Source organism: Nonomuraea aridisoli (assembly GCF_003236395.1).
Taxonomy (GTDB): domain Bacteria; phylum Actinomycetota; class Actinomycetes; order Streptosporangiales; family Streptosporangiaceae; genus Nonomuraea; species Nonomuraea aridisoli.
In genome coordinates this window covers 26,081-39,601 of sequence record NZ_POUD01000059.1, presented here as the reverse complement: position 1 = coordinate 39,601, position 13,521 = coordinate 26,081, and the positions used below count along the sequence as shown (strand labels likewise).

Here is a 13,521-nt window from a genome sequence, read left to right as displayed (position 1 = left end):
GCGCCGGTCGGTGCAGTGGTCGACGTACCTGTCGGTGCAGTGGTCGGCGCGGCGGACGGCGTGCGTCTGGGCGCGGTGGCGGAGGGGCGCCGGCCGGGTGTCGTGGCGGCGCCCGCGGGAGAGCGGGTGGTCCCGGCGGCGGGCTCGGGCTCGCTCTGCGTCTCCGGCGGCGGCATGAGGATCGTCCCGGGGCCGGGCGGGAGCCGTCCGCCCGACACCATGATGGCGACGGTCGCCGCCAGCACGGTCGCGCCCGCCACCCACAGGTGCGGGGGCAGACGGGGCATCCGGTCGCGGAGACTGATCCGGGCCGTGGCCTCCCGGTCGGTCCTGGCCAGCGGGAAGCGCAGGGCGAGCAGCGTCGCCTGCTCGGCCAGGTGCCGCCGCCCGCGCTTCTCCCAGTCGGGGCCGTAGCCGGCGACGGCGTCCTCCTCGACCTCGGCGGCGAACTGCCGGGCCGAGGCGTACCTGGCCGCCGGGTCCTTGGCCAGCCCGCGTTTCAGCAGGTCGCGCAGGGTGTCCGGGGCCACCTCCAGCGGCACGGGCTCCACCAGGTGCCTGTCGCGCAGTGCGGGCACGTCCGGCTCGCCGTCCGTTCCCTCCTTGTACGCCCGGTACGGCGGCCGCCCGCGCACCGCCTCGAACAACACGCACGCCGCCGCGTACAGGTCGGCCGGCGGCCCCGCCTGGTGGCGCGTCCACAACTCCGGCGACATGTACGCGGGCGTGCCCGCCGGGACGCCCGGCTCCTCGGCGTGCACCACGACGCCGAAATCGGCCAGCTTGCTGGTGCCGTCGGCCTGCACGAGGATGTTGTCCGGCTTGACGTCCCGATGCGGCACCCCCCGCTCGTGGGCCGCGGCCAGCGCCAGCAGCGTGCTCTTGAGCACGGCCAGCGCCGCCTCCGGGCTGGTCCGGCCGTGCTCGGTCAGCAGCGTGCGCAGCGACACGCCGTCCACCAGCTCCATGACGACGGCCGCCCTGGTGGGGGTCTCAACGTACTCGTAGAGCCGCACCACGTTGGGGTCGTCGAGCTCGACGAGCTGATGGGTGTCCGAGCGGAAGCGGTCCATGAACTCCGCGTCCCTGCGCAGAGTCGCGTTCAGGTATTTGATCGCCACGTACGCGCCGGTCGCCTCGTAGGTGGCCAGGAAGACACGACCGGTGCGACCGGCGCCGAGCTGGCGTACGTCACGATAACCAGGGACCAAGTCCTACCCCCATCGGCGAGCCCTCTCCGGTTCGACGGTCTCACCCGGGGTTGGGGTTGTCACGACCGCAGATATTTCGCCCACCGTTGATGCGGTATGACGATGAGTGACTCACAGGGAGTCGTAGACCGCCCGCACGAGGTTGGGGGCGCGCAGGCCGCCGGAGACCCCGTTGCTCATCTTGTTCATGACGTAGCCGATGCCGAGGCGGCGTTCGGGGTCGCCCATGCCGAGGGAGCCGCCCATGCCCGAGTGGCCGAACGCCGCCGGCGACGGCATGGGGAACATCATCGACGGACGCATGAAGCCGAGCCCGAACGAGCTGGGCAGGAACAACACCCGGTCGGGGCCGTCCACCCGGGGCCGCAGGGCCTCCTGGAGCGTCTCCGGCCGCAGGATCTCGCCCGAGACCACCGACCGGTAGAAGCCGGCCAGCCCTCGGGCGGTGGTGACCACTCCGGCGGCCGGCCACCCGGCGCGCAGGATGACGGGGTTGTTGGCGCCGCCTTCTAGCAGGTGCATGCCGGGGTTGCCGAGCGCCCGGTTCATCAGGCTGCCGGGATCGAGCGCGGCCCGCGCCATCCGGGCCAGCGGGTCCGCCGCCGGGCCGCCGTCCGCCGCTTCCTCACCGACCGCCGGTGTCACCGCCCGTCCGCCGTCCGCCGGGGTCACCGCCGGGCCGTCGCTCGCCGGGGCCACTGCGCGCGGATCGGTCGTCGGTTTCGCGCCGGTCCGGGTGGGCCGGTCCGCGGCCTTGAGCCGGGCCGTACGGGCGATCACGGAGCCCGGCGCCCCCACCCACAACTCCAGGCCCAGCGGCCCGGCGATCTCGGCGGCGACCAGCTCGCCCACCGATTTGCCGCTCACCCGCCTGACCACCTCGCCGACCAGGAACCCGTACGTGAGGGCGTGGTAGCCGTGGGCCGTGCCCGGCTCCCACACCGGCGCCTGGCGGGCGAGCCGGGCCGCGATCGCCGGCTGGTCCTCGAACTCCTCGACCGGCACCGGCTCCTCCACCACCGGCAGCCCGGCCTGGTGGCTGAGCAGGTGTTCGACGGTGACCGACTCCTTGCCGTTCGCCGCGAACTCCGGCCACACGTCCGCGACCGGCGCCGTCACGTCCACCAGGCCCTGCTCCGCGAGGTGCAGCAGCACGGCGGCGGCGACGCCCTTCGTGCAGGAATAGGCGAACGCCGGGGTGTCGCGCTCCCAGGGCCGCCCGGTGCGCCGGTCGGCGACGCCGTCCCAGAGGTCCACGACCAGCTCGCCGTCCTCGTAGACGGCGAAGGCGGCGCCCAGCTCCTGCCCCTCGGCGAACTGCCGCTCGAACACCTCACGCACACGGGAGAACCTGGGATCGCAGTACATCGGACCTCCGCGGGATCACTCGGGCCCCGAGCCTAACAATCCTGGAGGTTTCCTCCCAGGGCAGATGATCAGGTCGGCCACGTCACCGGCAGGCGCTCCACGCCGTGGACGGCCGCGCCCTCCTTCAGCGGCACCTCGGCGGCGGACACGGCGAGGCGCAGGCCGGGGAAGCGGTCGAACAGCGCCCGGTATCCGGCGCGCAGCTCGATCCTGGCCAGTTGTTGCCCCAGGCACTGGTGCACGCCGTGGCCGAAGGCGAGATGCCGGCGGGCCTCCGGGCGGCCGGGCAGGAGCGCGTCCGGGTCGTCGAACTCGTCCGGGTCGCGGTTGACCACGGACAGGGACATGGCGACCGTCTCGCCCTTCCTGACCAGCGCGCCGGCCACCTCGACGTCCTCCAGCGCGGCCCTGGAGGGCGCGCCGAGCTGCAGGACCGACAGCCAGCGCAGCAGCTCCTCGACCGCGCCCTCCTCGTAGGCCACCCCTCGCTCCAGCAGCGCGAACGTGCCCAGGGCGAGCATGTTGGCGGTGGTCTCGTGCCCGGCGACCAGCAGGATCATGGCGACGTTGGCCAGCTCCTCGTCGGTGAGGTCGCCCGTCAGGTCGCTGATCAGGTCGTCACCCGGCTCGGCCCGGCGGCGCCGTACCAGCTCGCCCAGGTACGCCGACAGGTCGGCGATGGCCCCGGCCGTGTCGCGGTCCGGCAGCACGATGCGCGCGGTGCGGTCCTGGAAGAACCCGCGGTCGTCGTACGGCACGCCGAGCAGCTCGCAGATGACCAGCGACGGGATCGGCAGCGCGTACGCGGAGACCAGGTCGGCGGGCGGGCCGGCGGCCGCCATGGCGTCGAGGTGCTCGGCGGCGATCCGTTCGACGCGCGGCTCCAGCTCCCGCATCCGGCGGACGGTGAACCGCCCGGTGAGCAGGCGGCGGTAGCGGGTGTGGCCGGGCGGGTCCATGGTGGCGAAGAAGCCCGGCGGTGCCGGGGCGGCGGGGCCGCCGGGCCGGGCCGACCGTACGGGGACGTGCTTGAGCTCCTGGCGGGCGCTGAACCTGGGGTCGCCCAGCACGACCTTGGCCGCCGCCATCGTGGTGGCCAGCCAGCCCAGATGGCCGTCGGCGAACTCCAGCCGGCTCATCGCGGGCAGCCCGCGCAGCTCGGCGGGAGGGCTGAAGGGGCATGCGGGGTCACGGTGTCGGGGAAGTCGCATATTTTGAGAGTAGACTCTCATTTGCAAGTTGACTAGCAGCAAATCGCGCGTGGACGCGCGGGCGCCGTACCGCCCAGAATGCGGAGTCATGAACGACCGACCGGGCCTGCGTGAGCGGAAGAAGGCCAAGACCAGGGCGGCGATCCGGAAGGAGGCGCTGCGGCTGTTTCGCGAGCAGGGCTACGCGGCCACGACGGTCGAGCAGATCGCGGAGGCGGCGGAGGTGGCGCCGAGCACCGTCTTCCGCTATTTCGCCACCAAAGAGGATCTGGTGCTGGTCGACCAGGCCCCGCCCTTCCTGGAGGCGCTCCGGGCGCTGCCGCCCGGGATCGGCCCGGTGACCGCCGTACGCCGGGCGCTGCGGGAGGCGGTCGACGCGCAGACCCCCGAGGAACGCGCCGACAGCCTGGAACGGGAGCGGCTCATGGCCACCGTCCCGGAGTTGTGGGCGGCGAGCCTCAAGGGCGTCACCCGCGAGATCGCGGCCCTCCAGGAGATCCTGGCCGCCCGGGAGGGCCGCTCCCCGGACGACCCGCAGATCCGCAACATCACCGGAGCGATCGCGGGCGTCCTGGTCGCCCTCTGGTTCGCCTGGGTGCGCACTCCCGACATGGACGTCCTGGCGGAGGCCGACCGCGCCCTGGCCCACCTGGAATCGGGCCTGCCCCTGAGCTGACCGGGAGCGGCCGGGGCGACGCCGTGGACGAGGTCTACGCCAGGGCGGTGATGAGGCCGATCGCGAGGGCGGTGCGCTCGGGGATGTGGCCGACCAGCACGTGCTCGTGCCGCGCGTGCGCCCCGTCGCCGACCGCGCCGAGGCCGTCCAGCACCGGGCGGCCCAGCGCCGAGACGAAGTTGCCGTCGCTGGCGCCTCCGACCGCGGTCTCCTCCAGCTGCCATCCGAGCCCGGCGGCCACCGCCTGCGCCTCCTTGAACAGCCGCTGCGAGGGGGCGTTCGGGACCATGGGCGGCCGGTTCCACTCGCCGGTCGCGGTGACCGTCACGCGCGGGTCGGCGGCCCGCAGCCCGGCGAACATCTCGTCGATCCGCGCCATCTCCGCCGGGTCGGTGACCCGCACGTCCACGCCGCAGGTCGCGCGCCCGGCGGCCACGTTGCGCCCGGTGCCGCCGTTGATCAGACCGACGTTCACGGTCGTGCCGCGCTCGCGGGAGCCCGCCGCGGCCAGCGTGGTGACGATCCCGGCGAGGGCGTGGATCGCGTTCGCCCCCGCGTACGGGTCGAGCCCCGCGTGCGCCTCGACGCCGGTGACGGTCACGTTGAACAGCCCCACGCCCTTGCGGGCCGTCTTGACCGCCCCGTCGAGCGACGCCTCGAAGACCAGCGTCGCCAGGGCGTCCTCGCCGGCCGCCTCGATGAACTCGCGCGAGGCCGGGCTGCCGATCTCCTCGTCGCCGTTGAACAGGAACCGCACGCTCGGGTGCGGCAGCCCCAGCTCGCGCAGCCCGCGCAGCGCCCAGACCGCCTGGACGAGCCCCGTCTTCATGTCGAACACGCCCGGCCCGGTGACCTTGTCGTCCATGACGGCGAACGGCCAGCTCGCGAGCGTGCCCGTCGGCCAGACGGTGTCGTAGTGGCTGAGCATCAGCACCGTGCCCGGCACCGTGCCCCGGTAGGTGAGCTCCAGGACGTCGCCGTGCTGCCCGCCCTCGTGCAGGATCTCGTCGTCGGGAGTCCCGAGATGGCCCACCACCCGCGCGCGGATCGCGCGCAGCCCCCTGACCAGCATGGCCTTGTCGTAGCTGTGCGTCTCCAGCTCCACCACGGCCCTGAGGTCGTCGAGCATGGACGGCAGGGCCTGCCGGGTCCAGTCGGTGATCAGCACGAGAATCCTTTCTAGGGGACGGGCGCACCGGGCCCGAGCGGCACGCCCAGGGCCCAGAACGCGAAGAACAGCAGCGTCCACACGACGAGCAGGGTGAACGCGAGCGGGATCGTCATCGAGGCCAGCGTGCCGATCCCGGCCGAGCGGCGGTAGCGCTGCAGGAAGCCCAGCGCCATCACGAAGTACGGGCTCATCGGCGTGATCGCGTTCGTGCAGGAGTCGGCGATCCGGTAGAGCGCCTGGGTGTACTCGGGCGGGATGTCCAGCAGCATCAGCATCGGCACGAACACCGGCCCGACCAGCGCCCACTGCGCCGACCCGCTGGTCACCACCAGGTTGATCACGGTGACCACGAGCAGGATGCCGAGGAACACCACGGGCCCGCTCACCCCGGCCGAGCGCAGCAGGCCGGCCCCGTGGATGGCGAGGATCTCGCCGAGGCCGGTCCAGCGGAAGTACGCGAGGAACTGCGCGATGGCGAAGAACAGCACGAGGATCGGCGCCATCTCGCGGAACCCGTGCGCCATGAAGGCCGGGATGTCCCTGCTGCCGCCGATCGTCCCGGCCGCCTTCCCGTACGCCCAGCCGGCGGCCAGGAACGCGAGCCCGAGGAAGATCGCGATCGAGGTGAGCAGCGGCGACTGCACGATCCCGCCGTCCTCGCCGCGCAGCGGCGACCCGGAGGGCAGCACGGCCGCCACGATCGCGGCGGCGAGCACCACGAGGGTGATCAGCGCGGCCTTCAGCCCCTTGCGCTCCCCGTCGCCGAGCGTCAGCGAGCCGAGGTCGTCGTCGGGCGCGCCGGGGTCGACGGGCATGGCCTCGACCCGGCGCGCCAGCACCCGCTCGGTCACGAGGGTGATCGCGGCGGCCAGCACGAGGGACGACACGATGGAGAAGTAGTAGTTGGCCAGCGGCGTGACGACGTAGGACGGGTCGATGGTGTGCGCGGCGGCCGTCGTCAGCCCGGACAGCACGGCGTCCACCGGCGTGACCAGCGGGCTCGCGTCGTAGCCGGCCGAGATCGACACGAACGCCACCACGATGCCGAGGATCGGGCTGCGCCCCACCGCCCGGAACGCCAGCGCGCCGAGCGGGATGAGCACGACGTACGCGGCGTCGGAGGCCACGTGCGCGACCATCCCGGTGAACGCCAGCACGAACGTCACCCACTTCGGCGACACCTTCGACACCCCGGAGCGCAGCACCGCGGCCAGCAGCCCCGAGCGTTCGGCCACCGCGACGCCGAGCATGACGACCAGGATCGTGCCGAGCGGCGGGAACGACGTGTAGTTGTCGATCGCGTCGCCGACCATCATCCGCACGCCCTCGACCGAGAGCAGGTTCCTGGCCACGACGCTCTCGCCGCTCGCCGGGTTGACCGCCGACACCCCGGCCGCCGCGAGCCCCCAGCTCACCAGCGCCAGCACCGCGCTCAGCACGACGAACAGCCAGAACGGATGCGGCAGTCTGTTGCCGAGCCGTTCGATGCCGCCGAGCACCCTGAGCAGCGCGCCGAGCGAACGGGACTCCGCCATCGGCTCGGACGTCATCACCGGGCCGCCTCCTTCCCGCATTTCGGTCAAACATTACATGCGGTAAGGAAGCAGTTGACAAATCGGCACCAACAAATCACGCAGGCGCGATGGACGACTCCCTGAGCGGCAGGCGCACCTCGAACCACGTGTCGCCCGGCACCGAGCGCACCTTGATCTCGCCGCCGTGCCGCCCCGCCACGATCCGGTAGGAGATGTCGAGGCCGAGCCCCGTGCCCTCGCCCACGGTCTTGGTGGTGAAGAACGGCTCGAAGATCCGGTCCTTGATCGCCTCCGGCACGCCGTGGCCCGTGTCGCCGATCTCCACGATCGCCTCGTCGGCGTCGTGCGCGGTGCGGATGGTGAGCGTGCCGTCCGAGCCCATCGCGTCGAGCGCGTTGTGGATGAGGTTGGTCCACACCTGGTTGAGCTCGCCCGCGTAACACGGGATGGTCGGCAGCGTGCGGTCGTACTGGGTGACCACGCTGATGCCCGGCGGGATCTTCCCGCGGAAGATCGCGATGGTGCTGTCGAGCAGCTCGTGCACATCGATCTGCTGGAACGGCGCCCGGTCCATCTGGGAGTACTGCTTGGCCGAGCGGATCAGCGTCGTGATGCGGTCGGTCGCGTCGGTCACCTCGTTGAGCATCTGCGCGATCTCGACGGCCTTGGTCAGCCAGTTGAGCGACCCCGCGATGTGCCGCTCGCCGATCTTCTCGCGGATCTCCTCCAGGTGCTCGCTGGTGAACCCGGCCGTGACCAGCGGCGGCGCCAGGTCCCACGCGTTCTGGACGCCCAGCTCCTCCAGCGCCTCACCGAGCTCGTCCTCGGCGTCGGCGATCTCCAGCGGAGAGCGTTTCGGCTGCGCGGCCATGCCGCCCGTGCACGCCTCCTGCACCTCGATCAGCGCGCGCAGCCGCTCGGGCGGGATGCCGTCCTCGGCCAGCTGGGCGAGCTGCCGGCGCGAGCCCTTGACCAGCGAGCGCAGCTCGCCCACCGCGCGTACGGCCGCCGCCGCGGGGTTGTTCAGCTCGTGGGTCAGCCCGGCCGTGATCGTGCCGAGCGCCGTCAGCCGCTGCCGCCGGTCGATGATCTCCCGCTGCATGCGGCCGCCCGACATCAGCCCGTCGAGCAGGTGCATCCCCATCGGGAACCACTCGGCGACGATGTAGCCGAACTTCCGCGCGGGCAGCATGAACACCCGCGACGGCGCGGTGGCGCGCAGCGTGTGCTGGTAGGTCTGCGGTGCCCGGTCGCCGAGGTAGGCGGCGGTGGCGCCGCCGTAGACGCCGGGCTGCGAGGTGCGGGGCATCGCGACGGGGCCGGCGGCGACCGTCTCGCTGATCATCTGCACCTCGCCCTCGATGAGCACCGCGAAGCACTCGGCCGGCTCGCCCTGCAGGACGATGTCCTCGTCCTGCGCGTACGTCCGCACCCGGCCGCTGCGGGCCAGGATGGTGAGCTGCTCGTCGGTCAGCCGCTCGAAGAGGAAGAGTTTGCGCAGCTCGTCGATGTCGATCTGGGTCTCGGTCTCGCTCATTGCTTCTCCAGGTAGCGGTGCACCAGTGAGACGGCCATGGCGCCCTCGCCGACGGCCGAGGCCACCCGCTTGATGGATTCGGCGCGCACGTCGCCCGCGGCCAGCACCCCGGGCACGTTCGTCTCCAGGTAGTACGGCTCGCGCCGCAGCGGCCAGTTGCGCGGCCGCTGCCCGCGCTGCACCAGGTCGGGGCCGGTCAGGATGAACCCGCGCCTGTCCCGTTCGACGGTGTCGCCCAACCACGACGTGTACGGCTCGGCACCGATGAAGACGAACAGCCACTGCGCCGGGACCGTGCGCTCCTCACCCTTCGTGGCGAGCGTCAACTCCTGCAGGTGGCCGTCGCCGGAGCCGGCGACGACCTGGGTCTGCTCGTGCACCTCGACGTTGGGCAGCGCCGTGAGCTGCTCGATGAGGTAGTGGGACATGGACTTCTCCAGCCCCTCGCCCCGCACCAGCATGTGGATCTTGCTCGCGTACTGCGACAGGTAGACCGCCGCCTGGCCGGCCGAGTTGGCCGCCCCCACGATGTAGACCTCGGAGTCCTGGCACGACGGCGCCTCGGTCATGGCGGCGCCGTAGAAGACGCCGCGGCCGACGAAGTCGTCAAGGCCGGGCGCCTGCAGCCGGCGGTAGGCGACACCGGTCGCCAGGATCACCGCGTGGGCCGCGATCTCGCCGCCGTCCTGGAAGCCGACCACGCGGGCCTGGCCGCGCGGCTCCAGGCTGACCACCTTGCGCGCGGTCAGCAGCTCGGCCCCGAACTTCAGCGCCTGCCGCCGCGCCCGGTCGGCGAGCTGCTGGCCGGAGACGCCGTCGGGGAAGCCCAGGTAGTTCTCGATCCGCGAGCTCTGCCCCGCCTGACCGCCCGAGGAGTACGCCTCCACCAGCACCGTCTTCAGCCCCTCTGAGGCGCCGTAGACGGCCGCGCCCAGCCCGGCGGGGCCGCCGCCCACCACGATCAGGTCGTAGAAATCGGTGGCCGGCGTCGTGGACAGGCCCACCGCCGTGGCCAGCGTCGCCTGGTCGGGCGACTCCAGCGTGACGCCCTCCGGCGTCACCACCAGCGGCAGGTGACACCCCTCGCCCGCGGCCTTGACGAGCTGCGCGCCCTCGGGATCCTCGGCCAGCATCCACTGGTACGGCACGTGGTTGCGGGACAGGAAGTCGCGCACCCGGTACGACTGCGCCGACCACCGGTCGCCCACCACCCGCAGCTCGGTCCGCTCCACCCGGTCGGTGCGCAACCAGGCGTCGAGCTGGGTGTCGATCACCGGGTAGAACTTCTCCTCCGGCGGGTCCCACGGCTTGAGCAGATAGTGGTCGAGATCCACCACGTTGATCGCCTGGATCGCCGCGTCGGTGTCGGCGTAGGCGGTCAGCAGCACCCGGCGGGCGTACGGATAGAGGTCCATGGCGGCCTCCAGGAACTGCACGCCGTTCATCTGCGGCATCCGGTAGTCGGCCAGGATCGCCGCCACCTCGTCGCCGCGCAGCCTCATCTCCCTGACCGCGCCGATGCCGTCAGCGGCCGTCTCGGCGCGGACGATGCGATATTGCTGCCCGTAGCGCCGTCTGAGGTCGCGGGCGACAGCCCGCGACACACCCGGATCGTCATCGACCGTCACGATGACCGGCTTTTCCATGACCCTCGCCCCTTCGATGGCTCCTAAGGGAAGGATGTCATGTGCGTGGGTATGAAACGGACGGCCACCCGGACCCGTGGCCGCTCAGGCGATGACCCGGCTCTCGCCGCCGTCCACCAGCAGGGACACCCCGTTCACGAACGACGCCCGCTCGCTGGCGAGGAACGCCACCACGTCGCCGACCTCCTCGGCCCGCCCGACGCGGCCGACCGGCACCTCCTCGCCGCGGCCGCGCAGCGCCTCCTCGTCGCCCATGAGCCGCCGCAGCCGCTCGGTCTCGATGGGGCCCGGCAGCACGTTGTTGACCAGCACGCCGTCGCCGCCGACCTCACGGGCCAGCGTGCGCACGACGCCGGCCACCGCCGAGCGGGTGGCGTTGGACAGCACCAGGCCGTCGATCGCCTCGCGGACCGACCGGCTGGTGATCGTGACGATCCGCCCCCAGCCGCGCGAGCGCATCTCCGGCAGGACCGCGTGGATCAGGCGCACGGTGCCGAGCAGGTTGCGCTGGACGGCGACGTCCCAGTCGTCCAGCCCCACCTCGTCGAAGCGGCCGGCCGGCGGTCCGCCCGCGTTGGCCACCAGGATGTCGACCGGCCCGAGCACGTCGCGGGTCTCCTCGGCCACCCGCCGGGCGGCCGACGGGTCCTCCACGTCGGCCAGCACGGCGTGCACGACCTTGCCGAACTCCTGCAGCTCCACCACCGCGTCGGCGAGCCGCTCCGGGTCGCGGGCGCAGACGCACACGTCGCAGCCCTCCCGCGCGAGGCTCTTGGCCGCGGCGAGCCCGATGCCCGCGCTGCCTCCGGTGACGAGGGCGACCTTGCCCGAGATACCCAGATCCATACGGGCGACTATAGATCGCCGCGGCGCCCGGGGTCAGGCGGGCTTCACGCGGCTCAGCTTGTCCGGGTTGAGCATGCCGTAGACGACGCTGATCAGGCCGTCCCGGAACTCCAGCACGACGAGCTGGGGCTGCTCGCCGACCCGCAACCAGATCGCCTGCTCGCCGTTGACGTCGACCAGCCGAGGATCGCTGAACCGGTAGCGGGCGGCGAGCCCCGCCATGAACGCCAGCACCTTGCGCCGCCCGACGACCGGCCGCAGCGCCGCCCTGACCCGGCCGCCGCCGTCGGTGTAGGACACGACGTCCTCGTGGAACAGTTCGGTGAGCGCCGACAGGTCGCCGCCCGCGGCCGCCTCCATGAACCTGCCCAGCAGCCTGGCGTGCTCCTCGCTCGACGGCCTGAACCGGTCGCGCCCGGCCGCCAGCCGCCCGGAGGCCCGGTGGTGCAGCTGCCGGCAGTTGGCCACACTCGTGCCGACGATCTCCGCGATCTCGTCGTACGGCAGCTCGAACGCCTCCCGCAGCACGAACACCGCCCGCTCCGGCGGCGACAGCCGTTCCATCAGGTGCAGCGTCGCGTACGAGACCGTGTCGCGCAGCTCGGCCGTGTCCAGCGGCCCGGCGTCCGCCGTCATCACCGGCTCGGGCAGCCAGGGCCCGGTGTAGGCCTCACGCTTGACCCGCGCCGAGCGCAGCTGGTCGAGCGCCAGCCGCGACACCACCGTCACCAGGAACGCCCGCGGCTCCCTGACCTGGCTCCGGTCGGCGCCCTGCCAGCGCAGCCACGCCTCCTGAACGACGTCCTCGGCGTCCCACATGCTGCCGAGCAGCCGGTACGCCAGCCCCAGCAACATCGGACGGTGCTCCTGGAAGTCCACGTCCGGCATCATGCCCCCTCATCCCGCGAGCCGCGCGTCGCCCCTCGGTGAGTCAGACGCGGCGACCGCCGGAGATGTGACAGTTCGCGGGAACCGTGATGGGCTGGACGCGTGGCGAGAAATCTCATTCTTTCAGGAGGCCCGTTCCACGACTTCGCCGCCACGTCGGCCGCGCTCGCCGAGACGCTCGCCGAGGTGGGGGTCGAATCCGAGATCACCGAGGACATCACGGGCGCGCTCGCCGAGCCGCCCGAGGTCCAGCTGATCACCGTCAACGCGCTGCGCTGGCAGATGACCCCGGACCGCTTCGCCGACCTGCGCCCGCGCTGGCGCCTCTCCCTGCCGGCCGCGGCCCGCACGACCCTCCTCGACCACCTCGACCAAGGCGGCGGGCTGCTGTGCCTGCACACGGCGGCCATCTGCTTCGACGACTGGCAGGGCTGGCCGCGCGTGCTGGGCGGCTGCTGGAGCTGGCCCAAGTCCCACCACACCCCGCTGGGCTGGACCGGCGTGCGCGTGCACGGCTCCCACCCGGTGGTGGCGGGCCTGCGGGACTTCGACGTGGTGGACGAGGTCTACGGCGACCTCGACGTGCTGCCCGACGTCGAGCCGCTGGCCTCCGCCAACGGCCGGCCGCTGGTGTGGGCGCGTCCGGTGCGGCGCGGGCGGGTGTTCTACGACGCGCTCGGGCACGACACGAGGTCGTACGACAACGAGATCCACCGCACGCTCCTGCGCCGGGCGGCCCTGTGGCTGCTGAAACGGCCGGTCACGGTGCGGGAGTAGCGGCCGCCGACCAGCCGCTCCAGCGGGTCACGTCCACGACGATCACCGGCCCGGCGGGGCGGCGCCCGCGGTACTGCGCGTACTTCGCGACCAGGGCGTCGAGCGCGGCCTCGCGGTCGGGCCCCTCCTCGACGATCCGCGCGGCGCCGTCGGCGCGCGCCCACCACAGGCGCGTCCAGTCGTCCTCGTAGTGGTCGGCCAGCAGGCTGACCGCCGGGTTGTCGCGGACGTTGCGCAGCCGCCGCAGCGCCATGGTCGTCTTCGGCTTGTGGTCGACCGCCGTCACCACGCGCCCGCCCGTCACGGCGAAGGTGACCGGCACCACGTGGGGCCGCCCGCCCGCGTCGGCCGTGGCCAGCCGGGCCACCGGCTGCCCGGCGAACCTCTCCCGTGCCCACTGCGCGTCCATCAGAACCTCCCGAGGGGACCGGCGGCTTCAGCCGTCGGGGGAATCGGAAGCGGGAGGGCCGTCAAGGCCCAAGCATGCCCTGACCTGCCACGTCCGCGGATCACTGATGTTCTTCCGGGTTTTGCCGGTGCCGGCCGATATCGTGGTCGTCTGGTTACCGAACGTGGGAGGTGGGAGTGCGCAGGTCGTTCAGGTTCCTGTTGCGCCCCACCGGCAAGCAGGCCGCCGCGCTCACGCAGTGCCTGG

At 72.5% G+C, this 13,521-nt stretch carries 12 protein-coding genes and 1 pseudogene; 3 read left to right on the top strand and 10 right to left on the bottom strand.

What is annotated here, in order from left to right; genetic code table 11:
• The 3 genes from C1J01_RS16605 to C1J01_RS16595 all read right to left on the bottom strand — a co-directional run.
• Window positions 1–1,211 (bottom strand): serine/threonine-protein kinase (locus C1J01_RS16605; protein WP_111179873.1); only part of this gene is annotated, 1,211 nt, incomplete at its 3' end.
• Between the two features lie 111 nt (window positions 1,212–1,322).
• Window positions 1,323–2,579 carry a serine hydrolase domain-containing protein gene (locus C1J01_RS16600; protein WP_111179872.1) on the bottom strand — a complete coding sequence of 419 codons (1,257 nt, stop codon included), beginning with the start codon at window positions 2,577–2,579 and terminating at the stop codon, window positions 1,323–1,325.
• A gap of 68 nt (window positions 2,580–2,647) precedes the next feature.
• On the bottom strand, window positions 2,648–3,790 hold the full coding sequence (locus C1J01_RS16595) for a cytochrome P450 (protein WP_181448785.1): 1,143 nt from the start codon (window positions 3,788–3,790) through the stop codon (window positions 2,648–2,650).
• 88 nt (window positions 3,791–3,878) lie between these two features.
• Here C1J01_RS16595 and C1J01_RS16590 point away from each other — a divergent pair, with 88 nt between their 5' ends.
• The gene (locus tag C1J01_RS16590) at window positions 3,879–4,466 is read left to right on the top strand and encodes a TetR/AcrR family transcriptional regulator (RefSeq protein WP_111179870.1); all 588 of its coding nucleotides are present in this window, start codon (window positions 3,879–3,881) and stop codon (window positions 4,464–4,466) included.
• Window positions 4,467–4,500: 34 nt separating this feature from the next.
• Here the strand turns inward: C1J01_RS16590 and C1J01_RS16585 are convergent, their stop codons facing one another.
• The 6 genes from C1J01_RS16585 to C1J01_RS16560 all read right to left on the bottom strand — a co-directional run bounded on the left by C1J01_RS16585 (window position 4,501) and on the right by C1J01_RS16560 (window position 12,092).
• Window positions 4,501–5,634 (bottom strand): M20 family metallopeptidase, encoded by a 1,134-nt coding sequence (locus C1J01_RS16585; RefSeq protein WP_328589639.1) that lies wholly within the window; start codon window positions 5,632–5,634, stop codon window positions 4,501–4,503.
• An 11-nt stretch (window positions 5,635–5,645) separates the two neighbouring features.
• A complete protein-coding gene (locus C1J01_RS16580; RefSeq protein ID WP_111179869.1) occupies window positions 5,646–7,187 on the bottom strand; it encodes an AbgT family transporter in 1,542 nt (513 codons plus the stop codon).
• Between the two features lie 79 nt (window positions 7,188–7,266).
• Complete coding sequence (locus C1J01_RS16575; protein ID WP_111179868.1) at window positions 7,267–8,709, bottom strand: ATP-binding protein; 1,443 nt, start codon at window positions 8,707–8,709, stop codon at window positions 7,267–7,269.
• Window positions 8,706–10,355: an NAD(P)/FAD-dependent oxidoreductase gene (locus C1J01_RS16570; protein WP_111179867.1), complete on the bottom strand. Its 1,650-nt coding sequence runs from the start codon at window positions 10,353–10,355 to the stop codon at window positions 8,706–8,708. The genes C1J01_RS16575 and C1J01_RS16570 overlap by 4 nt, the downstream gene beginning before the upstream one ends.
• A gap of 84 nt (window positions 10,356–10,439) precedes the next feature.
• Window positions 10,440–11,201 carry an SDR family oxidoreductase gene (locus C1J01_RS16565; RefSeq protein ID WP_111179866.1) on the bottom strand — a complete coding sequence of 254 codons (762 nt, stop codon included), beginning with the start codon at window positions 11,199–11,201 and terminating at the stop codon, window positions 10,440–10,442.
• Window positions 11,202–11,234: 33 nt separating this feature from the next.
• Window positions 11,235–12,092: an RNA polymerase sigma-70 factor gene (locus C1J01_RS16560; protein ID WP_220039946.1), complete on the bottom strand. Its 858-nt coding sequence runs from the start codon at window positions 12,090–12,092 to the stop codon at window positions 11,235–11,237.
• A gap of 99 nt (window positions 12,093–12,191) precedes the next feature.
• On the opposite strand from C1J01_RS16560, the gene C1J01_RS16555 reads away from it, so the two are divergent.
• A complete protein-coding gene (locus C1J01_RS16555; RefSeq protein WP_111179865.1) occupies window positions 12,192–12,866 on the top strand; it encodes a ThuA domain-containing protein in 675 nt (224 codons plus the stop codon).
• Here C1J01_RS16555 and C1J01_RS16550 read toward each other — a convergent pair.
• Window positions 12,850–13,275, bottom strand: coding sequence for a TIGR03668 family PPOX class F420-dependent oxidoreductase (locus C1J01_RS16550; protein ID WP_111179864.1), 426 nt, complete (start codon window positions 13,273–13,275; stop codon window positions 12,850–12,852). The two genes, C1J01_RS16555 and C1J01_RS16550, sit on opposite strands and share 17 nt — an antisense overlap.
• Before the next feature lie 170 nt (window positions 13,276–13,445).
• On the opposite strand from C1J01_RS16550, the pseudogene C1J01_RS53750 reads away from it, so the two are divergent.
• Window positions 13,446–13,520: pseudogene (locus C1J01_RS53750) on the top strand (hypothetical protein); the annotation flags it as partial.
• Window position 13,521 lies beyond the last annotated feature (1 nt).